Genomic DNA, 25,157 nt, shown 5'->3' on the forward strand with positions numbered 1-25,157 from the left:
CGCAATGCAGCCTTGGTATCGGGTCTTGCCCTATGCCTTCCGAAGAGGACGCACGACCCGCTATCGAACCGAGTGCTGCAACGTATCGACCGTAGAGGTGCCCATGAACGCCGTGACGACTCCTGATCAAGAATTCTCCATCGTGACTCCGAACGGACACCTGCGCGTGCAAGGACGCATGGAAGCCATGCGTCGGGGCGAAGAAGCGAGCCGGAAAACCGATCATTGCATCGAAGTGATTCGTGATGACGGTCGGCTGACTTTCATTTTCTGGGACGGAACGCTTCAGGGCTGCGTTCAGAGGGGGTGACGGCACGCTCTGCCGTGCCGTGACCCAATCCGAGCCGAGCCGAACGTCGGGCGCGGTGACTTCGTGAAAACGAAGGTCCGCGCCCGGCGCCGTTTCTGTCGTAATGGTGAGGGCGCCAGCCTACCCACTTTCGCCTCGGGGCCGGTGCAACCCGCGGTGGGGAGGCGGTGTTATCGGGATGCGAATGTCATGATCGACATCCGCCGACCGAGCATGGCCTCGGTGGAATCGGCTGCCTCACGGTGATTGTCCGCGACGTCGTGCGAGGATCTTCTCCGCGGCGGTCAGCGGGCGCCCGGCGGGCCCTGCGGCCTGCGCGGGCGTCGCGGAGGTGGCGGAGGGCACCGGGGCGTGGCCCATGGCGGGGGGGATGGGGGCGCCGTGGGTCCCCGGACCTGCTCCTCCAGGGAAGGGCGGCGCGACGGGGGCAGGGCGAGCTGGCACCGGGGCGCGCGGCGGCGTGGCGCTCGCGGAGGCCGCGGGGTTTGCGGGGTTCGCGGGGGTTGCGGGGCTCACAGGGGAGGCCGGTGGCGCTGGCGGCGCGGGGTGGCGCGTGCGGTCCCGTGCCGCGAGGAGCGCTCCCATGGTGGCCTCGTGGCCGGTCGGCGCGACGGGGAGCGGGGACGCGCGCAGGCTGGTGAGCGCGCTGCGCACCCGCTGCGGGAGCTTCTGGAGCGCCTCGGGAAGGGCCAGGCGGCGCGCGGCGACGGCCAGCAAGAGGCCGAAGGCAGCGAGCAGGACGAGCGAGGGAGTGGCGTCCTGGTAGGCGAAGCGGCGGGCGGCGCGGTCGGCGAAGATCCCGGCCAGGGTGTCGCGGCGCTTGCCGGCGGTGAGCTCGGCGATGCGGGTGAGCAGGCCGAGATCGCTGCCGGTGGGGCGCAGCTCGTCGCCTGCCGACATGACGGCACCCGTCGTGCCCAGGAGATCGCCGCTGAGTTCGTCACGCGCCACCGCGATGTAGGCGCCAGGTCGCGACAAGGGAAGGGTCGCGGCGTACGCGCCGGCACCCGAGGCTTCGAGCTGCAGCTCGTGGGCGATGCCGCCTGGTCCGGCCACGTGGACGAGCAGCCGGCGGAACGACTGGGCGCGGCCGTCGTCGCCGACGACGGTGGCGCGCACGTGCAGCTCGCCGCCGGACGCGTCGGCTTCGAGGCGGACGCGCGCGTCTTCCTCCTTGCGGGAGACGTCGCGGGCCGTCTGGGCGATGAGGCGCGCGGCGCCGGGCCAGCGGGTCCAGGCGGTGCCCCAGCGGTTCTTCAAGTCGCTGGTGAACGCGGCGGCGCGGCCGACGCCCGCGGGCCAGGTGGCGAGGAGAGGGTCGCCGTCCGGGCCTGTGAGGGCCACGGAGGCCCGGCCCTTGGGGATGGTGACGACGTAGCCCTGGAGGGCGGGGGCGGCGCCGATGTCGACGCCGGCCGTGATCGGGGAGGGGGCGCCCTTGCCGGCCTGGAACGTCTTCTCGACCACGGCCGAGCGGGCGGCGAGCACCGTCTCCTGCGTGAAGACGGCGGGGAGGCGGGTGGCGTCCTCGACGAGGTAGAAGCGGCCGCCGCCGCGGCGGGAGAGGTGCTCCAGCTCGGGGACGTCGCTGCCGTTGCCGAGGGCGACCACGGTGGTGGTGATGCCGCGGCGGAAGGCGCCGTCGACCATGGCGCGGCAAGGGGCGAGGTTCTCGGCGTCGGAGCCGTCCGCGAACAGGATGACGTGCTTGAGGTTGACCTTGACCTTGTCGAGTTCGGCGTACGCGGCGGCGAGGGTGATGTCGACGTAGATGCCGCCGCCGCCAGGCCCCACGGCGCGGATGGCATGGTCGATGGCGGTCTTGTTGACGACGGGGCGCAAGGGGACGCTCCACTTCACCACCGTGTCGACGTGGGCGACGCCGAGCATGTCGCCCGCGCCGAGCAGCGCCGCCGAGCGGGCGGCGGCCTCGTTGGCCAGTTCGAGCTTGGTGTGGGCGCCCGCGGTCGCGGCCATGGAGCCGGAGATGTCGATGCCGATGACCTCGGCGAGGCTGCCGCGTCGGTGCTCTTGCTTGAGGTCGAAGGAGACGGGCGAGATCTCCTCGATGGGCGTGCGCGCGTAGCCGCCAGGGCCGAAGCTGCGGTCGCCACCCATCAGGATCAGGCCGCCGCCGAGGTCGCGCACGTAGCTGGCGAGCGCGTCGAGCTGGCCCGTGGAGAGGGTGGGGGCGGCGATGTCGCTGAGCACCACCACGTCGTACGCGGCGAGCGAGGCGAGGTCGGCCGGGACGCGGGTGGGCCCCCCCTCGTCGACGCGGAACGCGGCATTCCGGAGCGCGCCCGCGATGAACGCGCTCTGGCCTTCGTCGCCTTCGAGCACCAGGGCCACGGCCTGGCCTCGCACGCGCACGAAGGCGCTCCCGGCGTTGTCCTCGGCGGCCTGGTCGAGCTGGGGGTCCTTGGCGGTGATCTCGACGTCGTAGCGGTGCAGCCCGGGGCCTTCCGCCTTCTCCCGGATGCGCAGCACGTCCTCGCCCGCGCCGATCGCCACGTCGGCGCGCGACACGAGCACGCCGTCCCGCTTCAGGCGCACCTCGATCTCGGCCGGCGTGGGCGAGGAGGTGACGAGGCGCAGGTCGAACGGCTCGCCCTCGTCGGCACGCCCCGGCGCCCGGAGCGCGACCACGCGGATGTCCGGGACCAACCGCTGTTCGAGGGGGATCACGTCGACGGGGAGGCCGGCGGCGAGCGCGGCGGCGGCGGCGGCCATGGTGTCGCCGCGGGTGGCAACGCCGTCGCTGAGCACGACGACCCGGGCCGCCGTGTCGGAAGGGACCTCGGCAATCGCGCGGCGGATGCCAGCGGCGAGATCGGTCCCGTCGCGACCGAGGGCGACGCGCTGGGGGGCGGCGAGTTCGGAGCGGGGGCGCGGCGGATCCTCGGTCGCGGCCTCGGCGGCGAACGCGATGACGCCGATGCGGTCGTCGTCGCGCATCCCCAGCTCGGCGACCGAGATCTCCTGCTGGATGCGCTGTTCCGCGCCCGGGACGAGGTCGATGGACCGGCTGCGATCGATGGCGAGCAGCAGGGTCAGCCGGTCGAGGGGGCGGCCGATCTCGGGGCCCGCCGCGGCCATGGCCGCGGTGAAGGCAGCGAGCATGGTGAGGAGATCGCCGAAGCGGCGGCGCCCGCGTCCCTGACGGGCGGCCTGGGGGGCCTGGGTGAGCCGGAAGGCGATGAACGCGGTGCTGGCGAGCGCGAGGAGCGTGACCCACGGTCGAGCCAGCCGGAGGTAGCTCTCATGCAGGAGGCCGCACCAGACGAGGCCGATGTAGAGCGCAGGCAGCGCGCCCAGGATCATCCCGGCGAAGAGGAGCGGGCGCCGGTGCACGCCGGCCCGGACCGCCTGGACCACGAGCCACGCAAAGGCGAGGAGGCCGAGAACGAGCGCGCCGTAGGGGAAGAGGCTCCGCACCGAAGGGGAGAAGAGGTGACTCACGCGGGCCTCCGTCGAGACGAGCGCAGTGCGAGGCCGTTCATGCGGGCCTCCGCCGAGGCGAGCGGGTGAAGTACCAGACGTCGAACACGACGAACCCGAGGGCGAGCAGCGCGAGCACCCAGCTCCACTCCTTGTGTCCCTCGGGCAGCGCACCGGCCGGCGCGACGGCGACGTCCCCCTTCGTCTCCAGGGGGCGCGGGGTGAGATCGCTCTCCGCCGCGCTGGTGAGGTTCACGGGGATCACCACCGAGCCCGCCTGCGGGCCGCGCCAGGACACGCGGTACAGGCCGACGCGAGGGGTCTCGGCGACGACGGCGAGGCCGGTGCGGAGCGAGGCCTCCAGGGGTTTCCCTTCGGGATCGAGCACCTCCAGCCCTTCGGCGGTGGTCGGGAGCGCCACGCGCATCGGCTCGCCGGCGCGGGTGGGGCCGGTGACCCCCTGGGCGCGGTGGGTGCGGGCCTGCTCCATGAGGTTGCGCATGAAGAGCACGAACGAGGCCTTGAGCGGCCAGTCGCTGTCGCCCACGTCGAAGCCCAGCAGCGTGCCCGTGCGGCTGCCGGTGGAGATGTCGGTCACCACCACGCCTTCCTGGGTGCGCACCAGCTCCTGCGTCGGCCCTTCCGGCTTGAGCGCGCGCGCTTTGCCGAGGTGTACGCCGTCGAGCGAGAGGAAGCGCATCCGGGGATCCGCCGCCTCCCACGAGGTGAACATCGGGCGCTCCAGCGTGTGGCCGACGACGGTGCCGAAGCACTTGCCCGGGGGCGGGTCGACGATGAGCAGATCACCGCCGGGTGGGTTCGGGGGGCAGGCGCCGTCGATGACCACGAAGGTGTCGAGGTCGAGGCCAGCGGAAGCCAGCGTCTCCAGCGTCCCGACGGTCACGGAGGACATGGGATCGGTGGCGAGGGCGCGCTCGAGCCACGCCGAGCGTCCGGTGGCGCTGGCGAGGTAGATGGGCAGCTTGTCGCCAGCCGGGACGCGGCTGTAGGCGACGTCGTCGACCGGCATGGCGTCGCGCGGCGACAGCTCGAAGATCAAGCCCCGCCGGTAGTCGCCTGGCGTCGCCTGGAACGTGAGCACCACCGGCAGGCGCTCGCCGGGTTGCACCAGCACGCGGCGCGAGGCGAGCACGTCGGAGGCGTTCTCTTGCCGCATCGTGACGTAGACGTCCCGCGGGTGCTGGCCGAAGTTCTCGACCAGCAAGAAGCCCTGCACTTCTTCCCGCCCGGTGCCCGCCGCCGTCCCCGAGCGGACGTCGACCCGCACGATGCCGGCGTTCTCCACCGGGCTCCCGACGGTGATCACCTCGATGGGCAGGGCCGCTGCCGTGAGTGACGCTGGATGGGCCAGGTTCCCGTCCGTCAGCACCACGACCCGGCGCGAGCCGCCGAGCTGGCGAAGGCGATCGACGGCAAGGGCCACCGCCGCGCCGAGATCCCCCTCGACGTCGCGCGCCATCACCCGATCGAGCGACGCCTTCACCCGGACCAGGTCCCGGTCGAGCGGTGCGATCACGCGCGCGTCACGGGCCGCTTCGAGGAGCATGACGTCACTGCCCGGCGCGAGCGAGGAGACGAGATCGCGGGCCACCTGCCGCGCGAGGGCGATGCGCGTCGTGGGCTCACCGATCGGCGACGTCGACATCGCGGACATCGAGGCGCTGACGTCGATCACCAGCGCCACGTGATCGCCCGTGAACTCCCGGCCACGTGACGCAGGGCGAGAGAGGGCGAGCGCCAGGAGCATGAGCGCGAGGGCCTGCACGATCAGCGGGAGCTGCGCGATGAGCTTGCGGAACGGCGCCCGCGCCATCAGATCGCGCTGGGCGGCTGCCCAGAGCCAGGTGGATGCGACCCGGCGCCGCTCCCGCTTGACCTTGAGGATGTAGAGGAGGATCAGGGGGCCCAGCAGCGCGAGCGCCAGCAGCCCCATCGGGGCGAGGAGGGTGAGGGCCGAGCCGGCAGCGCCAGCTCCCTGAGCGAAAGGCGGTGTCACGTCAGTCCACGCTCCGCGCGACGAAGCGCCGCACCACCCCTTCGAGGGGCTCGTCCGTCCTGGCACGGACGTACGTCGCGCGGTGCTTGCGTGCCCACGCCCTGAGCTCCGCACACAGCCCGGCGAAACGCTCCATGTACGCTTCGAGTGCCGCTGCATCCAGGGTCAGGTCCACGAGGGCGCCGGTCTCCGCGTCTTCCAGCGTCCAGTCGCCTTCGAGCTGCGGATCCACCTCCTCCGGGGCGACGACCTGGACCAGCGCCACGTCGTGCCCTGCTTGCACGGCGCGGCCCAGCGCGGCCGTGACCGGGCCGGGATCGAAGAAATCGGACAGGGTGACCAGCATGCCGGGTCGCGGGCTGCGCTGGACCACGCCGTCCACCGCCCGCGCCAGATCGGTCCCACCCGAGGGGGTGAGCGCCTCCAGCGCCCGGAGCAGGCCGCCGAGGCCACCGCGTCCGCGCGAGGGCGAAAGCTCGCGGCGGACCCCTTCGGCGGCGAGGAAGAGCTGCGCGCGCTCCGAGCGCGCCAGCGCCATGTAGCCGATCGCAGCCGCGAGGCGCCTCGCCGCGTCGAGCTTGGAGGGCTCGCCCACGCCGAGCGAGGCCGATGTGTCGGTGACGATCCGGACGATGACGTCTTCCTCGGCGCGGAAGAGCTTGATGACCGGATCCCCCGTGCGCGCGTAGGCGGCCCAGTCGATGCGCCGCATGTCGTCGCCCGGCGCATACGCGCGGTGCTCCTGGAACTCCGCCGAGCCGCCCTTCCTCCGTGCGAGGTGCTCGCCGCCGCCGCCCGAGCGTGCCCGGATCTCCAGCCGCCGCCTCAGTACCTCCAGCTCCCGGATGAAGCTCGGGCCGAGCAGAGGTTCGGGCTTCTCGGAGACCATCGAGCCCCGTAGTAAAGCCGGTTCTCGCGAACGGAGCCAGCGGCCGGTATCATGTCCCCATCCATGCCCGAGCGGATCGTCGTGAGCTTTCGTGGGGTAGCTGCCGCGGAGGGGGCCCCCACCGGCGTCCCGCCCTCACCCGCAGCGTTCGCGCTCGGAGAAGCTCGACCCGAGGAGCCGGCCCCCCGCTCGTCGACCTACCTCTCCCGGGCGCTCACCCTCAAGCAGCGTGCGGAGGCGCTCGGCGCCACGCTGTGCTCCTGGGGTGCCCAGTCGTTCTCGTTCGCCCTGGGGCCGGACGAGCTGGAAGAGGCCGTCTCTCTCGCCATCCAGGCCGTGGAGGACCCGAGCGTCCTTCCCGGACAGCGCTTCGCCGTCGGCATCGCCCAGGGAGAGATGATCCCGGCAGGCGAGTGGGGGCGTCAGGCGGTGCTCTCCTGGGGGCAGCCGCTGCTCGCCGCCGTCGCTCTCGCGTTCATCGGAGATCCGGGGGAGGTGCTGCTCGATCCTGCGCTCCCTGCGGCGGTCTCCGGCGAGCTGCTCACGTGCGGTGTGCGCCGTGGCCTGCAAGACGACCGGCGCGTCCGCGGGCTCCGCCTCGACGTGCGCCAGCCCTTCCGCCGAGCGGCCGCCGAGAGCGTCGCCAAGCTGCGGGTGCCGCTGCTCGTGGGGTCGGCGCCTGCGCTCGAACTGCTCTCTCTGCCTGCGGGTGTGGTCGGTGTCCTGCGGGCGGACCGAGGCGTCGGAGGCACCCGTGCGCTGCTGGAGCTGCGCGCGCGCGTCGAGCCCGGGCGTGCCCTGTTCGTCACCCCCGCGGGCGCTTCGCGCGAGCCCCTCGGCGCCTTGCGACGCGCCCTCGGTCGTGCCTCCACGAAGGCGCCGCCGCTCCCGCGCCGCCTGGAGGAAACGCTCTCGCGCTTGCTCGCGGGAGACGGCGCCGATCTCTGGACCACCGCCGAGCTCCTCGAAGCCTGGCTCACGCCCGAGCACCCCGAGCAGACCCCGCCCGGCCTGATCCTCATCGACGACGCAAATGACGTCGATCCCTGGTCGCTGGAGGTCATCGCCGGCGCCGTCGGGAGGCGGAGGGCCGCCCGCGCCGTCGCCCGCGTCACGGCGGAGGAGACGCTTCCTCCAGCGCTCGCCGTCGCTCCCGTCGCCTCGACCCGGACCCTCGAACCGCTCTCCGCCGCCGAGGCCGAGGACCTGGCCCGCGCGCTGTTCGGCGGGGCCATCACACCAGGGGCCGCGCGCCGCTGGGCGCGCCGCGGGCGTGGGTCACCGCTCGCCGTGCGGGAGGCGATCTGCGAAGGCCTGGAGCAAGGGGCGCTCCGCTGGGTGGACGACATCGCGGCCCCCCGCTCCTCCGCGGCCGGTCACGGTGATCCTGCCGGGAGGACGATCCTGCCTCCGGGCATGACCGACGCGATCGTGTCGACCTCTCTGGCGAGCCTCCCTGCTGACGCACTGCCTGGCGCACTGCCTGGCGCACTGCCTGGCGCACTGCCTGGCGTGCCGCCCGATGGCGCGCCGCGTTCCCCGGCGAAGGACTGGCTCCTTCGGCGACTCGATCGCCTCGGCGCTCCTCCGCGCGTCACCCTCACCGCCCTCGCGCTCCTCGGCGGCGAAGCCTCCGAACGCGCCATCGACGAACTCGCCACCCCCCTCGCCGGTGCGAGCGCCCGCCTCGCTGCCGTGGAGCAACTCCTCGTCGATGGAGGCTGGGTGATCCGCACCGAGCCCGGCTGGCTCACCCTCGGCTCCCGCACGCTCCGCGACCTGCTGCTCACCCTCATCCCTTCGACCGATCGCGCCCGCTGGCACGCGACGACCGCCAGCACGCTCTGCCAGCAAGGCGGCCCGCTCACGCTGGCGGACGCCGCCTGGCACGCCGCCCAGGCCCACGACGGATGCGCGGCCGTCGAGCTGGCCACCCGCGCCGCCCGCGCTGCGGGTCGCGCCCTGCTCGAGACCGCGGAAGCCGAGCTGCTCTCGTTCGCCGCCGATCAGGAAGCCGCAGCCGCCCAGCGAGAAGCAGCAGGCGAGGGGATCGTCGACGAGGACACCGACGCCTCGAGTTCGCCGCAGACCTACCGCATGCCGCTCGCGACCCTCTCCGAGCGGCTCGACGGCCCGACACCGGACTCCCGCACGCCGATCAGCGCCGGCTACCGCCCGCGGCAGGACACGCTCCCCGAAGGGCACCAGCCCTCCTCGCCGGTCATCCACGACCCTTCACCGCAGCCCGCCACCACCGTCATCCGCCCCGACGATCGCGGTGGCCCGTCCCAGCTCGGCCTCCGCCTCCCGGATCCCGACCCCCTGGCAGCGACGACCCGCTCGCCGGTCATGTCACCGCTCGACCTCGGCACGCGCCTGGTCGAGACGGCGCGAGAGGCCTTCGTGCGCGGCCAGCTCGATGGCATCGAGGGCGTGCTCGCAGAGCTGCATCGCCTCGGCACCCACCCCGAGCTGGTCCAGCGGATGAGCGGCATCGTCGCCCTGGTCAAGGGCTCGAAATCCGACGCCCTCCGGCAGCTCCGCGCCGCGGCCGAGGTCGAACTTCCCCCGGCACGCCGAGCACGCGCACTCCTCGCGTACGCCATCGCACTCGCCACGACCGGCCGTACCGCCCCCTCTCTGCTGACGGCGCTCGCCGCGATGGCGCGCGCGCGCGAGGCCGGAGAAGCGCACGGCGAACTGGCCTGCGCACGTTTCCTCGAACACCTCTCGGCAGCCGCCGGGCACCGGGACTCCGCGAACACCTGGCACGAGGTCGCCGCAAAGGCCGCGCTTCGCCGGGCCGATTGCGTTTGACACGGTCCCGCGGGGCGGCCAAAACGCCCCGCCATGACGACTGCCAGCGCTCCCCGTTCCCGCAAGCGGCTCGCCTTGACGCTGCTCGGGATCACCCTCGTGGGAGGCGGCGTCGCGGGGGCCTCGTACAAGGGCTACGCCGACGAGCACCTCCACCCCAGGCCGCGCATCCCCGGCTGCATCGCGAAGGCCCGCAACTCCATGCGCGAGGCGCGCGTCGCCTCCGGTACGGAGCCGTGGGAGGGGCCGGACGGCCAGACGATCTACCTCTCCGAGGGCGAGTACCGGGCCGCGACCTGCGCGGGGACGATCAGCAAAGACTTCGGCCGTCGGGTGGCGGCGGCGGCGAACACCATCGAGCTCTTGCCGCGCATCGAGGCGTTCGCCGATCTGGTGCGGAACCCGCAATCCAAGCAGGAAGCCGCAGCCGCATACCCGCTCGCCGGGTTCGCGCTCAGCGGGATGCCGCATGACGTCCCGCAGGTCCAGGCGACCAAGAAAGAGATCGAGGCGCTCCACGCTTGCCGCTTCGACACGCGCCTGACGTGTCCCACGCGGCCCCCGAAGCCCCTCCTCGTCTGGATCGGTGGTGTCCCGGCGGCTGCCTCGGCCGTGGGTCTCCTGGGGCTCGGCCTGGTGACGGGCGTGGGGGCGATCGTCCGCAGGGGGCGGCGCAAGAAGACCCAGGCTGCCACGACCACGGCCGTCCCAGCCAAGGCGCCCGCCGACCCGCCGAACGACGAAGGTGACGAGGAAGAAGACGACGCTCCGAGCGGCAAAAAGTCGACGCCCCCGCGGCGCGCCTGAAGCGCTACTCCACCGCGACGACCTTGAAGCTCGACGTGATCACCCGCTGCGCGTGCGCGCCCACGTCGGACACGTCGAACCCGAAGCCGGCTCCTTGCAGGTTCACGCCGCCCTCGGAGCCGCTCGGCATCTTCACGCTGGAGACGATGCTCACGTAGACCAGCGCTCCCTTGGAGAACGCGGAGGGCATCGCCAGCGTCTTGCCGGAGAGCTGACTCTTCGCGGCCATGGCCACGCGCGACCAGATGTCCGGCGTCCCTGCCGTCGACGAGACGAGACGTGCGCCCAGCACCTGGCCCGACCCGCTGATCCGGACCTCGAACGTCGCCCGCGCCTTCGAGGGCGTATCCGCCGCGCGTGCTGCGGCCACCACGGCCGACGCCACCGTTCCGGCGGCGGGAAGATCCAACCCGAGCGCCTTGTCCTTCGTGCGCATCGCGTCCCGCAGGAGCTGCCCGGCCTTGTCGCTGGGTGTGTCGGGTCTCCCCGGCGCCACCGTCGGCGCGGGAGGCGGCGGACCGCGATCGGGCAGCACGCCAGGGAGCGACCAGACCGGCGAGCCGCCGAGACCGGGCACGCCCGCGTTGGGCTCCGGGGGCGGAGGCCCACCATACTCATCGGGCCCGGTCGGTGCGGGCGTCGGCGTCGGCGGCTGCGGCTCGACGGGGCCTTCGCCTGGCACCTCGGGCGGCCCCTCGGGCCTCGCCGACGGCACCTCGCTCGGCGTCACGGCGCCTGGGACGCTCTCGGTCGGGACGCGCCGCCGGTTCGGATCGCGCTCTTCCTCCTGGGGCGTGGGCGTCTCGGGCTGGACCTCCGGGACGGTCCGCGGCACGCGCTGGCGCAGCACCTCGGCGTCCAGCTCCACCACGATCTCCTCGTAGGAGCCGCTCGACTTCGCGATCAGCACCCGCTTCGGCTCGGGCGCGAGCCTGGCCATCACCGGGATCGCGACGTGGAGCACGGCCGCGGTGATGAGGAAGGTCGCCTCCCGGGTGCGCACGGCGCCCACCTTGAGGGCGGCAAGCCGAGGATGCAAGCGCAGCCTTCAGCCGAAGCGTGCTGAACAGCGCTGGTCCGCCGCGCCCGGGAGGGCCCGCAGGGCCGGCATGTCCCGACGCTCAAATGCTCGCAGACCCGCTCGGCGCCCTCCCTCCCCGGCGCCATTCAGCCTGCGGAGGTTGAACTCATGGCCACGATGAACCCGTCGCGTATGCAACCCTTCCAGAAGGGGAGCAATGCCGCGACCGCCAGCATGCCCACCGCAGGGAGCGCCGGCCCGAACGGGCGGCAACAGGAGGCCCAGCCCATCCTGCGACAGCGCAGCGAAGAGACCCAGCCCTACGGGACGCTGACGCGCGTCCCCATCGGGCTCGACGACGACGTGCGCCTCGCGAGCGTCGAGGCCCTCAACCAGATCCTCGCCAACACCATGGTGCTGCGCGACCTGTACAAGAAGCACCACTGGCAGGTATCGGGCCCCACCTTCATCGCGCTGCACGAGCTGTTCGACAAGCACTTCGAGCAGCAGGTGGAGCTGGTCGACGATCTCGCCGAGCGCGTGCAGATCCTGGGCGGCATCTCCGTCGCCATGCCGCACGACGTGGCGGAGCGCTCGACGCTGGAGCGCCCGCCGAGCGGACGTGAAGAGGTCCCGGTCCAGATCTCGCGCATGCTCGAAGCCCACGAGCAGATCCTCGTGCAGGCCCGTCAGCAGGCCCGCGCTGCTGCCGACCGAGGCGACGACGGGACGAACGACCTGCTCGTCAGCCAGGTGGTGCGCACCAACGAGATGCAGGCCTGGTTCCTGTCGCAGCACCTCGTGGACACGCCCCTCGTCCGCGCGAAGTGACGGCACCCTCGACGACAGGAGGTGCCAGGCGCTCGGATACCCGAGGTCGGGATGCCAGCGAGGTGTGGAGGGGAGAGAGAGGGGAGCCGGGAGAAGCTGGCCTCGTCAGGCGTGTGACGGCGCGGCGTCTCCGGGCGTGAAGCGGAGCGAGCACCGTGGCGCTCACCCCGCTTCGGGATGACTCAGCGTCGCGTCCGGCGCCGTCGAACCACGGCTGCCGCGACGCCCGCCACGAGCAGACCCCACGTCGCCTGCTCCTCGCTGCTCACAGGCACCGAGCAAGAGCAGCCGCCGCCTTGCACGAACACATCGTTCGTGGGGGCCTCCCCGCCAGCACCCGTACCCGAGCCACCGACGCCGGGTTCACCGGCGCCGGTTCCACCGCCGCCCGTACCGCCAGCTCCGCCGGTTCCGGACGGTCCGCACTGCCCGATGGTCTCGTCGGTGGACGAGCACACCTGCTCCTCGGGGCACCCGTTGCCGCCTTCACCGCGGCAGCCGGTCACGCAGACTCCGGAGGCTGCGTTGCAGACGCGCCCGCTGTTCGTCCCACCGCAGTCGACGTCGACCGTGCAGGGGATCGGATCGTCGGAGGGATCGTTGGGATCCGTCTCTCCGGGGTCGATGCGGCCGTTGTGGTTCGCGTCCTCGTCCCCGTCGCTCACCCCGCCCTTGTCGGTGTCGGGATCCAGCGGGCTCGTCGTCGTGGCGCCGCCGTCGGCGTCCGCGATGCAGGTCATCGCCGAGATGTCGGTCGCGGGGTTGCTGCAGTCCCGACCCATCTCGGTTCCGTCGAACAGCCCGTCGCCGTCGCTGTCGGGATCGAGCACGTTGATCAGCCCGTCGCCATCGGTGTCGTCGCTCGGGTTCGGCTCTTCGCCGTCCGGCACTCCATCGTCGTCGCTGTCGGCATCGTTCGGATCCGAGCCGAGGGAGATCTCCAGCCCATCGCTCAGGCCGTCGCCGTCGGTGTCGACCACGTTCACGTCGTCGGCGCCGTTGCCCTCGGTGGGATCGGTCTCACCAGGGTCGACCACGCCGTTGCGGTTGAAGTCCTCGGAGCCGTCGCTCATGCCTCCGCCGTCGGTGTCCCGGTTGAGCGGCGAGGTCGTGGTGGCGCCCATGTCGCCGTCCGCGATGCAGCGGCCGGCTGCGGGATCGGTGTCGGGCAAGCTGCAATCGAGGCCCATCTCGGTCCCGTCGAACAGCGCGTCGTTGTCGCTGTCCGGGTCGAGGGCGTTGATCAGCCCGTCGCCATCCGTGTCGTCGGCAGGGTTTGCTTCCTGCCCATCGGGCACGCCGTCGTCGTCGCTGTCGGCGTCGTTCGGATCCGTGCCGATGGCCAGCTCCTGCCCGTCGCTCAGGCCGTCGCCGTCGCTGTCGACCACGCTCGCGTCGTCGGCACCATTCCCGGCGGTCGGGTCGGTCTCGCCGGGATCGACGCGGCCGTTGCGGTTGAAGTCCTCGGCGCCGTCCCTCACGCCACCGCCGTCCGTGTCCGGGTTCAGCGGATCGGTCGTGGTCGCGCCCATGTCGGCGTCGGGGATGCAGTGCTTCTTCGTCAGATCGGTGCCGGGCGAGCTGCAGTCGAGGCCCATCTCGGTCCCGTCGTAGAGCCCGTCGTTGTCGCTGTCCGGATCGAGGGCGTTGATCAGCCCGTCACCGTCGGTGTCCAGACCGGGATCGATCTCCATCCCGTCGGGCACGCCGTCGTCGTCGCTGTCGGCATCGAAGGGATCGGTGCCGATGGCCAGCTCTTCGTCATCGCCGAGGCCATCGCCATCGCTGTCGATGAGCACGCCAGTCGGAGGCGCCCCTGGCCCGTTGCCGTTGCCGTCGGTCGGGTAGTCTTGAGGCGTCCCTCCACCAGGGCCCGTGGCGGAGACGATGGCCTGGTTGGCGATCGTCCCGCTCGCGTTGCTGTCGACGGTCACCCGGAAGCGCACCGTCGTCTCCGCGTTGATGGCGAGCGTCCCGCCGCTGGTCGCATTCCCGCCGTTTCCGAGCCGGAACGTGATCGTGCCGTTCGCATACTCGGCCTGATCGTCGCCGGCCTGGTCCGTCTTGCCGCCCATGTTCGGCCCGTCGGAGATCTCCAGCGAGCCGGCCTGGTAGGTGAGCCCTGCGGGCAGCACGTCGGTGAGCGTGACGTTGTGGGCCACGTCGTCGCCGGTGTTGGTGACGACGATGATGTACTCCAGCACGTCACCCGGCGCGACGCCGCCGCCGTTCAGGTCATCGACCGACTTGGTCGACGTCGACAGATCAGGCAGCAGCGTCGTGACCGAGGTGATCAGCCCACCCAGCAGGTAGCTGTCCACCCCTTCGAGATCGGCGGTCACCTCGGCCTCGGTCTGGCCCGGGGTGAGGAGCATGCTCGGCACCTCCACCACGTCGAGGTCGATGCCGCTCATGCTCTGCGCGGTGCCCGTGAGCTGCGGCAGGTCGCCCGTCGTGGAGACCGCGGTGCCCAGGTACGAGCGCGTGCTGTTGAAGAAATTGTTGGGCGGGTTCAGCGCGTCGCTCAGGGGGGTTCCATCCCAGAGCAAGGCGTCGCCCGTCGTGCTGTCGCCGTCATAGCCGACGACGCCGAGCTTCGCCTGGATGCCGGCGTTGGGCACCACGAACCCGCTGAGCGTGAGCTGCTGCGGCGCATCGAAGACGAAGTCCAGCCCGTCGAAGAGCGCCAGGTTGCGCATGGGCTGGCCTTCGAGTTTGTAGAACACCGCCATCCACCAGCCCGCGTACGCGAACGTCTGGTTGATGTTCGCGAGGGGGATCGCGTCGACGTCGGAGACCCGGTAACGCCCGGAGCCCTGGGTCTGCACGATGGTCGTGATGTCGGCATACGCCTGGTAGTGGAGGATGCCCGCGTTCGCCGTACCGGAGAGCATCCCGGTGATGTTCTCCGGGGCGCCTCCGTTGGGCTCCAGGACCACGTTGAGGTCAGGGGTGTTCTGGCTCGCGCCCCAGTAGAGGTACGCATGCGTCACCTCGGCCCCTGCAGGCAACGTCAGCACCGCCGTGCTCCGCGCCTGGAGCGGGGTGATGGAGGTGTTCGCCGTGGCCTGGCCAGCCGCGGGGAGGTCCGCACGCCAGTACACGTCGGGCGCGCTGTCCGTGGTGTTGGTGCCGCAAGCGCCCACGATGTCAACAGGCTGCCCCCCCACCGACACCAGCGTGTTCGCGGGGTTCGCGCAGTCGTGGGCGAGCGTGTTCCCGATCAGGACGAAGTCGCCTCGCTGGGACACCTGCGCCCGCAGTGTGGGATCGGCGAGGGCCGTCCCCTGGCTCACCCCCAGCAGGGCGACGCCGATGAGCCCTGTGATGGCACGTCGCTGTCTCATTCTTTCCTCCAAGTTATCGGTTCTGCGGCTGCGCCGGCTGAGGTTGCGATGACGGTGACCCTGGGGACGTCGCAGGCTGCGCGTCGGTTTGATCCGGATCGGCAGGCTCCTTGCTCTGCTTCTCCGTGATCTGGAACTGCACGCGGCGGTTCTTCTGCCGTCCGGCCTCCGTCTTGTTGTCTGCGATGGGGGTGTCGGGGCCGTAGCCCTTCGCCGAGAGCCGCGACGCCGCGATCCCGCGCTGCGCCAGCGCCTTCACCACGGAGTCGGCGCGGTCCTGGCTCAGCTTGCGGTTGTAGGCAGCGGCACCGCGGTTGTCGGTGTGCCCCTGGACCTCGATCTTCAGGATCTCCGGGTGATCGGCGAGCACGCCGGCCACCTCGTCGAGCAGCTCGTTGCTCACCGCCCGGATCGTCGCCTTCGCGGTGTCGAACTGCACCTGCTGAAGGATGATGATCTCCTTCTCGGTCACGCGCACCGCCGTGGGGCAGCCGTGCTTCTCCGGGTCTGCGTTCGGCTTGCCCTTCTCCCGCGGGCACGCATCCGAGTCGTCGCGGATCCCGTCGCCGTCCGTATCCGGCGGGCAGCCGTTCGTCTGCGGATCGTTCGTCGCCACCCCGGGGATGTCGGGGCAGACGTCGACCTTGTCCGGCACCCCATCGCCATCTCGGTCGGGCGGCGGGCAGCCGTTGAGCTTCGGATCGGGATCGGCCACCCCCGGGATCCCCGGGCAAGCGTCGTCCGGATCCAGGATGCCGTCCTTGTCGAGATCCTTCGGCGGCGGGCAGCCATGCTTCGCCGGATCCACGTTCGGCACCCCCGGCTCCGTCGGGCAGGCATCCTGCGCGTCGAGGATGCCGTCCTTGTCCGTATCCGGCGGCGGTGGCGGGCAGCCATGCTTCGACCTGTCCTCGCTCGCCACGCCCTTCACGTCGGGGCAAGCGTCGTCGACATCGGCGATTCCATCGCCGTCGCGATCCACCACCGGTGGCTTCACCTCCGGCGTATACGCCAGCAAGGCCACGCCTCGGAACGAAGGCGTCCCGATCCCGGGCGTGAGCCCCGGGCCGACCCCGAGCCCGGCCTCCATCGCACCGGCGAACCGGTAGCGACCGCCGAGGAGCAGCTCCACGTTCGTCGTGCGGAGCTGCGTGTCGCCGAGCCCCACCCCACCCGCGAGCTCGGCGTTGAGCTGGAGCCGACGGTCCTCGCTCACCTGGTAGCCCAGACCCGCTCCCCACTGGACCATCGTCCCCGACTCCACGTTCGCGAACGCCGTCGTCGGCCGGAGCTCCACCCCGGCCGACGCCGTCCAGATGAACCGATCGACCATGCCACCCACGATGAGCTGCGGCACCCCCCGGACCCCGCCGTCGCCGGCGTACGCCTCACGGCTCCCCGTCGGCAGCCACACGTAGCCGCCGATCGCGATCTGGAAGGCATCGTGGTAGTCACCGAACAGCGTCCCGCGCGCTCCCAGGCGGAGATCGCCCAGGCCTGCCCCGTTCGGCGCCGGTAGCGCCGTCCCGTTGACCGAGCCCCCGCTCCCGCCCTGGAACGCGAACGGCATGTTCACGTTGAGGGTGATCCGGTTCCACAGCGCCATCGAGACGTTCAGGTGCAGGAGGAACTGGTTGCCGACCACCGCGCCCAGGTCCTCGTTGTCCGAGGACCGCAGGACCAGTGGCTCCTGCGCGTAGTCGCCGAGCAACATCACGTGCGGCGTCATCGGCCCAGCCGCGAACGGCGAGGGCACACCGAACATCCGGTCCCCCGCCGGGGCTGGCTGGAAGCGGCTCAGCGCGAACCCCTCTGCCGCTGGCTGCGTCTGCGCGAGGGCAGACCCCGCCAGCGCCGAGAGACAGAGGAACACGGCGCTGGCCGTCGTCCTGTGGGTGATACGAGTGCGGGCGTGCATGAGAAAGCTGAACCTCCCAAGGTCTCCGGAGCGCCGAGAGGGCAAGCTCCTCCCAAGCTCCGGCCCATCGTCGCGACGATCCTGCACCACTCCACGGGTCCGCAGCCAGACTGGAAGTGACACAACGTCGCTTTCTTTCCCTCGGCTCGCACCCTGTGGCATCTCCACGGCGATCGATGCTGCGCTCGTCTCTCCTCGTCAGCGCTGCGCTCACCAGCGCGCTCCTCTGCACCGCAGGGTGCGGACGTGACCTCGAGAAACTCGATCTGCCCTGGGCACCAGAGCCTTTTCGCACATCGAGCGAACCGCACGCAGCGATGCCCGAACCCGACTGTGATGTCCTCCCCGGCCTGACCGCGGAGGAGCTCGCAGGTCCACCGCACGAACCTCTCGGGCTGACACGGACCAGCCCGCACAATGCTCGCCCCCCGTACACGGCCCTACCCGAAGTCGTCATGCCCGACGACGTCGCCGCGCGCATGACGCAGCTCGATCTCGCCTACTTCCGCCGCACCGGAAAGCACCTCACCATCACCAGCGGCACCCGCGACGCCACCCGGCAAGCGAAGGCGATGTACAAGATGCTCGAGCTCGGCGCCGACGTGCTCCGCCTCTACCGCAACAAGGAGGCCATCCGCGAAATCAAGGCCACCTACGACACCGGCCGCGCCGCCCGAAAACCCCCCGAAGAGATCATGACCGCGATGCACGACGTCATCCGCCGTCAGATCGACCGCAAGGTGTACCTCTCCGCCCACCTGCGCGCGGGCGCCGTCGACATCCGGAACCGAGACATGACCGCCGCCGACAAGAAGGCCTTCCTCGCCATCGTCGCCGAAGCCGGTGGCATCACCGCCCTCGAAGAGACCGCCCCTCCCCACTTCCACCTCGAAGTCGACTGACTCGAAGTCGACGGAAGAGCGCTCCCGACGGTCCCACCACCCCGGGCCCCCTCCCTCGCTGCAGCAAGCTCATGATGACCCACCCGATACGTCTCGGCTGAGCATCCCACCCACCCTCGACGCCTCGCCCCCTCGCCTTCGCCCCGCCATCCAGCAGACCCATCGCCCCCAACCCGGGGCACACCAGGTCTCCGACCTCCCTCGACGGGCATCCCCTCGACCGCCCAGCGCCTCCATCGTCGCCCCCCACGGTCCGCGACCGCCCCGACACTCCGACGAGGCCCTTTCCCGAGGGTTGCGACCGCATCGACATTCCGACGAGGCCTCCCCCCGAGGGGTACGCCCCTCGCGACCCCTCCGACCCCTCCCGGTCAACCTGCCCGAAGCCCACGTCCCCACCCCACCCCTGAACACCAACCAGGCGCAGGCGAGGGGGCGTTCCGAGGGGTGGGCTCTCCGCGCCCTGTCCGAGCGCCAGCCTCCAGCCCGCCCCACCGCCCCAGCCTCATCTCCCCCTTCCAGCCCCGCCCCAGCCTCCACCAGGCGCGAGTTCAGCGGAGAGCCCACCCCTCGGAACGCCCCCTCGCCTGCGCCCCTCGCCTGTGACTCGTTTCAGCTGCGACGACCCGACCGAATCGCCGCCGAGGTCTGGTACCCCTGAAAAGATGAATCTCCACCAGCGGTTGGCCGCACTTCAGCCCCTCGGCACCCCCATGTGGGTCTACGACGCTGCTGCTTGCCGCATCCCCTGGGCCAACCGAAACGGCCTCGCCTTCTGGCGTGCCGCCACACCGGAGGAGCTGTACCAGCGCGACTTCTCCAACCTCTCCGACGCCGAGCGCACCCGCCAGCGCGTCAACCAGGAGGCCACCCTCAAAGGCGAGGTCCTGGTCCAGGAGATGACCCTCTTTCCTGGCGGAGCAGCCGTCCGGATCCGCTGCATCCTCTCTGCCATCCACCTCGACGACGGCCACCCAGCCGTCCTCTGCGAGGCCCACCCCAAAGACGATGTGGATCCCGTCCAGCTTCGTGGCGTCGAGGCCCTCCGCCACACCTCCGTCATCGTCGCCCTCGTCACCGCCTCGGGCGCCGTCCTCATGCAGAACCCGGCCTCTCAGCGCGTCTTCGATGTCAGCGAGACCATCGACGCCTGGTTCACCGACCCCGGTGTTCTCCAGCGCTTGAAGCAGGCGACGGCGGGAGGGCAGACCTTCCGGGACGAGGTCGAGGCCGAGACCCGCGAAGGCACCCGCTGGTGTCTCATGGAAGCGCGACCCACCAAGGATCCGGCTACGGGCAAACCAGCGGTCCTGGTCCAGATGCTCGACGTCACCGCCCGGCGGGAGCGCGACGAGATGATCCAGCAGCAACGCATGGAGATCCTCGCTCTCTCGGCGCCGATCCTGGATGTCGGCCAGAACAGCCTCGTCATGCCCGTCATCGGCGAACTCGACAGCGCGCGCAGCGCCCAGATCACCGAGACCTTGCTCTCCAGCATCGTCGAGCGACGCGCACAGAACGTCATTCTCGACTTCACGGGCGCGAGCGGCATCAGCGTCCCCCATCTCCTCGCCCTGGTCCGTGCCCTCACGCTCCTCGGCGCCCGCCCCATCCTGTCGGGCGTCCGCGCCCCCCTCGCGCGCGAGCTGGTCGAAGAGGAGGCAACGCTGGAAGGGGTGCAGATCCTCCGCAACCTCCACCAGGCGATGGCGGCCTGTGCCGCGACACCGCGCGCACGACCACCGACGCGACCACCACGCTGAGCGCCAGGAGCCCTGCAGGCGGCGGCGGGCCATCGCGTCCTGGAACAGTACACCCGCAGCCCCCTTCGTTCGCTGCCGAGATACCGGGAGCGAGCGGATCCGTGGCCGTGCCGGTGCGCAACCACAGGTGACTCGTCACGGTCCGTGGCTGCCCGTTCACCAGCACCTCGGCGCGGAAACGATCCTCACCGTCTCCCGGGTCGGTGGCCTTCAACTCTCCGACGAACGGATCGGTGTCGATCGGTACCGGATCGAGCGCCTGACCGTTGTGTACGAAGCGAAGCTCTGCGCCGATGCCACCGCTCACCCGCGCCTGGAATGTGGTCGAGCGAGCGAAGATGGTGTCACCCGTCGGGGTCACGCTCGACGCCAGCTCGATCATCGGATCGTCAGGACCTTGCAGCTTGACCACCGTACGTCCCTTGCGGATGCCGTCGAGCAGCGCCGCCACGCTCAGCTCCTCGGCGAAGACCAGGGTCGTCGGATCGCCGATGGGGCTCTGGAACAGTCCCAGATCGACGCCAGCGCGGTGGTCGTCGCTGCCACCGAGCGCGGCGACGTGGAGCCCGCGCGCGCACAGCGCGTCCCAGAACGCGATCGCTGGCCACGTGAAGACCCCGTTCCCCGTGTAGGACAGCCCGCCCGACGCGATCTCCACGGCGCCGATGTGCTCGCCGCCCAGATCGTGCGCCCATGCGCAACCGATGCAGAGATCGCCGACGTCGAACATGGGATGGTTGATGGAAAAGATGGCGCCTTGATCCGCGAAGGCGCGCGCAGCGCCCTCGATGGTGACCCCATCGAGCCCGATCTTGTGATCGACCCAGCGCGTCGCCCCGACACCGTTCGCATGGCCGTCGTACGTCGTGAACTCGACGCCGGGAACGAACAGCAGATCCGGGTGGCGCGCCTGCGCGGCGTTGAAGAAGTCGAGCTGCGAGGTCGTGTTGTGATCGGTGATCTCCACGAAATCGAGCCCGCGTTTCCGGGCGAACGTGGCGATCTCATCGAGCGGCGGGCGCGCATCCCCGCTCTCCATCGAGTGGACGTGGAAGTCGCCGGCGTACCACCGCGGTCCGGTGGCGAGCGGCGGTGAAGCCACGTGAGGGGCGCGCTCGGGCTGGGGAGCCAGGGTCCCCGCGTCCCGTAGGACGATCTCGAGCGTGTAGGCAGCAGGTGTCGTCTTGATCTGCGCCTTGCCGACGACCACGTGCCACGTGCCGGCGGAGATGGGACCGGCGAGGTAGCTGCGGGACGCCGCCTCGACGCCGACGACGGCGGGCTCCGCGTTGCCGCCTCCCCAGCCGCGGAACCCGGTCGGGTCGTAGAGGCCCCAGTCGAGGACGTTCTGTGCGACCAGGTTGGTGTGACGGACCTCGATCTCGACGATGCCCTCGGGCACATCGAACGGGATGAGGAAATGATCGGGTCCGTCGGTGGGCGCTTCGCCGGCGAGGGGAAGGATGATCTCGTCGGCGCGCGCAGGCGCAGACAGGAGGAGCGTGGCGGCGAGGAGCGCTGGTGTGATCTGCGTGGCGGCGCGAACCGCTGAGGTGACCCGCGTGGCGGTGGACGGGACCCTGACCGTGGCACAGCGTGACATGCCCTGGAGGGTACATGGGCCCTGTGCCGAGAGCTGTCGTCCTCGGGTGGGGAAGCGCGGTTTGCCGGGAGGAGGCCTTCGTTCAGTAGACGATCTGGCTGTACGGGCACTGCGCCTGGATCTCCTCGACGTTGCAGTCCGAGGGCGGCATGCAGTCGTAGGTCTCCTGGCACTCGGCGCTCTGCTCGCAACCACAGCCGCAGGCGTTGCCGAAGGCCTCGGTGTTCTCGGGGCAGTTGTAGTCGATCACCTCGCACTGCGCGGGGTCTTCACTGACGTAGTCGCGATGCCATTCGCTTTCCGGATTGCACTCGCAGGCCATCTCCGTACATGCGACGCTCCCGTCCGCGGTGCAGGTGCAGGTGTTGCAGCCGTCTGCCGAAGGGAAGCTGGCGCCATCGGGGTACGTCTGGCCTTCGTACTCGCAGACCTCCTCGCAATCGGGCGCCGTGCAAACCCTCTCGCCCTCCGCGGTGCAGTAACAGACGGGCTCGCAGTTGTTGGTCCCCTCGGGGCCTGGAGCCGCCTCGTCGCCGATGACGCCATTGTCGTCACACGTCACCGGCCCGCAGGCCTTCAGTGTGCAGAACACGTGCCCGCCCTCGCTACAGCCGCAGCCGTTGCAGCCGTCCGACGCGGGGAAGGAGTCACCGACCTCATAGGTGGTGCCTTCGTACGTGCAGGTCCCGCCGCTGTCGTTGCCCAGGATGATGCACCCCGTGAGGGTGATGGGGGCCGCGAGGGCCATGGCGAGCAGGCTGCTGCGAAGGGACGAGAAGCTGAAGGTGTTCATGGCAAGTCTCCTGAGGCGATGCGTGGTTCTGGGCATCGAGAAAGGGATGCGGCATCCCACGTCGCTCGGCCCCGCTGGACGAGCCTGTATTCAATGTGTGTGCCAGCCTGGAGTTCCCTGATCTGGAGCGACGCTTCCGGGGCAGCGTGGTTGGAGGAATGGCGCGTCGAGAGGCTTGAAATCAGGCGCGATGCGCCGCTGCACAGCCCTGTCGAGCGCGCTCACCGAGGTCGTTCGCACGCGGGCTTCATCGAGGATCGTGGCGATGTGGGGCGGGCCGCCGAGGCATCGTCGGCGAGCTATGGCACAGGATGGCGCATCACTTCCCTCGGGAGGGCAGGGGGCGCGAAGGAAGCGCGAGGGAAGAGAGAGCTCGACGAACGAACTCCGGGGACCAGGACGGCACCGGGCGACGTTGAGCGGTGACAGCTCGGTCCAGGTGCTGGTGCTGGCGTCGTACGCTTCGACCGTCGGTGCGCTCAGGCGCAGGCAGGAGGAGCGTGGCAGCGAGGAGCGCAGGTGCGATCCACGTGGCAGTGCGAATCGCCGAGGTGCTTCGCGTGGAGGTGGACGGGACCCTTGCCGTGGCACCGCGTGGCATGCCTTCGAGGGCGCATGGGCCCCGCGCCGAGGGCTGTCATCCTCGCGCGGGGAGTCGCGGCTTACCGGGTGGGGGCCGTCGTTCGGTGCGGGTGGGGGCCTTCGCTCAGTAGACGATCTGGCTGTAGGGGCACTGCGCCTGGATCTCCTCGACGTTGCAGTCCGAGGGAGGCATGCAGTTGTAGGTCTCCTGGCACTCGGCGCTCTGCTCACAACCGCAGCCACAGGCGTTGCCGAAGGCCTCGGTGTTCTCGGGGCAGGCGTAGTCGATCACCTCGCACTGCGCGGGGCTCTGGCCAATGTAGTCACGCCACCACTCGGTCTCCGGGTTGCACTCGCACGCCATCTCCGTGCAGGCGACGCTCCCATCGGCGGTGCAGCTGCAGGTGTTGCAGCCGTCCGCCGCGGGGAAGCTGGCGCCCTCGGGGTATGCCTGGCCCTCGTACTCGCAGACCGGCGCACAGTTCGGTGCCGAGCAGACCATCTCGCCCGCTTGGGTGCAGTAACAGGTGCTCTCGCAGTTGCTGCTCGAATCGGGGCCCGGGAACGCCTCGCCCACGGGGACGCCGCTGTTGTCGCACGTCACCGGCTCGCAGCCCATCAGGGTGCAGGCAACGTTCCCGTTCTCGGTACAGCTACAGGTGTTGCAGCCGTCTCCTGCGGGGAAGGAGTCCCCGACCTCGTAGGTGGTGCCCTCATACGTGCAGGTCTCGCCGCTGTCGTTGCTGACGATGATACACCCCGTGAGGGCGGCGGGCGCCGCGACGGCCAGCGCGAGCAGGCTGCTGCGAAGGAACGAGAAGCTGAAAGCGTTCATGGCGAGTCTCCTGAGTCGATGAGTCGCGGGTTGCTACGAGAGGGGGCGCCGCGTGCGTGCCGTTCGGCCCCGCTGGACGAGAGTGCATACAATGCTCGTGCCAGGGTCGTCGCGTCCCGCAGGACGATCTCTCTCGGGCAGGTGGCATGCGGGCATCGTCCCGGCGCTGGGTCATGTCGACGACCACCGGCCACAGGTCCCCGCGGGGATGAGGCCGGCGAGATCGCTGCAGGACGCTGCGTCGACGCGGTGGACGGCCCATCGAACGGGATGGCGTGTGATCGCGAGGAATGCGGGGGTGAGCCGCGTGGCGATGAGCAGGGCTGGTGGCGTGGCACAGCATGGCATGCCAGGGAGGGCACAGGGGCCATGCGCCGGGGGCCGCGCGTTCAGGCGAGGAAAGCGCGGTTTGCCAGGTGGGGGACTTCGCTCAGTAGACGATCTGGCTGTAGGGGCACTGCGCCTGGATCTCCTCGACGTTGCAGTCCGAGGGAGGCATGCAGTTGTAGGTCTCCTGGCACTCGGCGCTCTGCTCGCAACCGCAGCCGCAGGCGTTGCCGAAGGCCTCGGTGTTCTCGGGGCAGGCGTAGTCGATCACCTCGCACTGCGCGGGGTCTTCACTGACGTAGTCACGCCACCACTCGGCCGCCGGGTTGCACTCGCAACCGATCTTCGTACACGCGACGCTCCCGTCGGCGGTGCAGGTGCAGGTGTTGCAGCCGTCTGCCGCGGGGAAGCTGGCGCCCTCGGGGTAGGTCTGGCCCTCGTACTCGCAGACCGGCGCGCAGAACATCTCGGTGCAAGCCACCGCGCCATCTTCGTCACATCGGCAGGTGTTGCAGTCCACGGAGAAGGTCTCTCCGACGTCGTAGGTGTTGCCCTCGTGCGCGCAGGCATTCTCGCCGTCGTTGTTCCCGTTGCTGGTCCCGCCGTCGTCGTTCCCGTCGCTGGTGACGACGATACACCCCGTCAGGGCGACAGGCGCTGCGACGACCAAGGCGAGCAGGCTGCTGCGAAGAAGCGAGAAGCTGGGAGCGTTCATTGCGGGTCTCCTGAGTCGGAAGGTCACGGTGTGGTCGTTTCGATGAGGGGGCGCGCCGCGTCCGCGCTGTTCGGCCCCGCTGGGCGTCGACGGATACAATGCCTGTGCCATCTCGGAGTTCCGCCTGTCTGAATCGGTTTTCTGTACCCGCTTTGGTGAGGCGATGGCTTGCCCGAGGCCTCTGCATCTGGCGCTGCGCGTCGCGGATCCGGGCCGAGCGAACCAGGAGGTCGACAAAG

15 protein-coding genes and 1 pseudogene are annotated in these 25,157 nt (G+C 70.7%); 6 read left to right on the top strand and 10 right to left on the bottom strand.

Translation table 11 applies throughout. The features are described 5' to 3' along the window. Nucleotides 1-103: 103 nt before the first annotated feature. Entirely contained in the window at nt 104-310 is a 207-nt protein-coding gene (locus CMC5_RS08020) for a hypothetical protein (protein ID WP_050429846.1), read from the top strand. Between the two features lie 237 nt (nt 311-547). Here CMC5_RS08020 and CMC5_RS08025 read toward each other — a convergent pair whose 3' ends face one another. Genes CMC5_RS08025 through CMC5_RS08035 form a run of 3 tightly spaced genes read right to left on the bottom strand, consistent with a single transcriptional unit; the run spans nt 548 to nt 6,657 of the window. Next, nucleotides 548-3,772, bottom strand: a complete 3,225-nt coding sequence (locus tag CMC5_RS08025) for a VWA domain-containing protein (RefSeq protein WP_245678344.1) — start codon at nt 3,770-3,772, stop codon at nt 548-550. 37 nt (nt 3,773-3,809) lie between these two features. Then, entirely contained in the window at nt 3,810-5,768 is a 1,959-nt protein-coding gene (locus tag CMC5_RS08030; protein WP_245678345.1) for a VWA domain-containing protein, read from the bottom strand. Nucleotide 5,769: 1 nt separating this feature from the next. Further along, the gene (locus tag CMC5_RS08035; RefSeq protein WP_050429847.1) at nt 5,770-6,657 is read right to left on the bottom strand and encodes a DUF58 domain-containing protein; all 888 of its coding nucleotides are present in this window, start codon (nt 6,655-6,657) and stop codon (nt 5,770-5,772) included. A 63-nt stretch (nt 6,658-6,720) separates the two neighbouring features. On the opposite strand from CMC5_RS08035, the gene CMC5_RS08040 reads away from it, so the two are divergent. Further along, the gene (locus tag CMC5_RS08040; RefSeq protein WP_050429848.1) at nt 6,721-9,474 is read left to right on the top strand and encodes a serine/threonine-protein kinase; all 2,754 of its coding nucleotides are present in this window, start codon (nt 6,721-6,723) and stop codon (nt 9,472-9,474) included. 33 nt (nt 9,475-9,507) lie between these two features. Beyond that, nucleotides 9,508-10,281: a hypothetical protein gene (locus CMC5_RS08045; RefSeq protein WP_050429849.1), complete on the top strand. Its 774-nt coding sequence runs from the start codon at nt 9,508-9,510 to the stop codon at nt 10,279-10,281. A 4-nt stretch (nt 10,282-10,285) separates the two neighbouring features. Here the strand turns inward: CMC5_RS08045 and CMC5_RS44095 are convergent, their stop codons facing one another. Continuing rightward, entirely contained in the window at nt 10,286-11,320 is a 1,035-nt protein-coding gene (locus CMC5_RS44095) for a hypothetical protein (RefSeq protein ID WP_050429850.1), read from the bottom strand. A gap of 216 nt (nt 11,321-11,536) precedes the next feature. Here CMC5_RS44095 and CMC5_RS08055 point away from each other — a divergent pair, with 216 nt between their 5' ends. Further along, complete coding sequence (locus CMC5_RS08055) at nt 11,537-12,133, top strand: ferritin-like domain-containing protein (RefSeq protein WP_050435778.1); 597 nt, start codon at nt 11,537-11,539, stop codon at nt 12,131-12,133. A gap of 182 nt (nt 12,134-12,315) precedes the next feature. Here CMC5_RS08055 and CMC5_RS08060 read toward each other — a convergent pair whose 3' ends face one another. Together CMC5_RS08060 and CMC5_RS08065 are read right to left on the bottom strand one after the other, a co-directional pair. Further along, nucleotides 12,316-15,480, bottom strand: a complete 3,165-nt coding sequence (locus CMC5_RS08060) for an isopeptide-forming domain-containing fimbrial protein (protein ID WP_050429851.1) — start codon at nt 15,478-15,480, stop codon at nt 12,316-12,318. A gap of 13 nt (nt 15,481-15,493) precedes the next feature. Then, entirely contained in the window at nt 15,494-17,398 is a 1,905-nt protein-coding gene (locus tag CMC5_RS08065) for an OmpA family protein (RefSeq protein WP_082362322.1), read from the bottom strand. A gap of 455 nt (nt 17,399-17,853) precedes the next feature. Here CMC5_RS08065 and CMC5_RS44100 point away from each other — a divergent pair, with 455 nt between their 5' ends. Together CMC5_RS44100 and CMC5_RS48915 are read left to right on the top strand one after the other, a co-directional pair. Then, the gene (locus tag CMC5_RS44100; protein WP_156338350.1) at nt 17,854-18,300 is read left to right on the top strand and encodes a hypothetical protein; all 447 of its coding nucleotides are present in this window, start codon (nt 17,854-17,856) and stop codon (nt 18,298-18,300) included. Nucleotides 18,301-18,965: 665 nt separating this feature from the next. Continuing rightward, nucleotides 18,966-20,063: an STAS domain-containing protein gene (locus CMC5_RS48915; protein ID WP_342673938.1), complete on the top strand. Its 1,098-nt coding sequence runs from the start codon at nt 18,966-18,968 to the stop codon at nt 20,061-20,063. Between the two features lie 130 nt (nt 20,064-20,193). Here the strand turns inward: CMC5_RS48915 and CMC5_RS08080 are convergent. From CMC5_RS08080 to CMC5_RS08095, 4 genes and pseudogenes are all read right to left on the bottom strand, one after another. Beyond that, nucleotides 20,194-21,666 (bottom strand): annotated as a pseudogene (locus CMC5_RS08080) (CehA/McbA family metallohydrolase); the annotation flags it as partial. Between the two features lie 82 nt (nt 21,667-21,748). Next, a complete protein-coding gene (locus tag CMC5_RS08085) occupies nt 21,749-22,459 on the bottom strand; it encodes a hypothetical protein (protein ID WP_245678347.1) in 711 nt (236 codons plus the stop codon). A gap of 706 nt (nt 22,460-23,165) precedes the next feature. After that, nucleotides 23,166-23,876: a hypothetical protein gene (locus CMC5_RS08090; RefSeq protein WP_050429855.1), complete on the bottom strand. Its 711-nt coding sequence runs from the start codon at nt 23,874-23,876 to the stop codon at nt 23,166-23,168. A 430-nt stretch (nt 23,877-24,306) separates the two neighbouring features. Next, nucleotides 24,307-24,918 (bottom strand): hypothetical protein, encoded by a 612-nt coding sequence (locus CMC5_RS08095; protein ID WP_050429856.1) that lies wholly within the window; start codon nt 24,916-24,918, stop codon nt 24,307-24,309. Nucleotides 24,919-25,157: the final 239 nt, after the last annotated feature.

Source organism: Chondromyces crocatus (assembly GCF_001189295.1).
Lineage (GTDB): Bacteria > Myxococcota_A > Polyangia > Polyangiales > Polyangiaceae > Chondromyces > Chondromyces crocatus.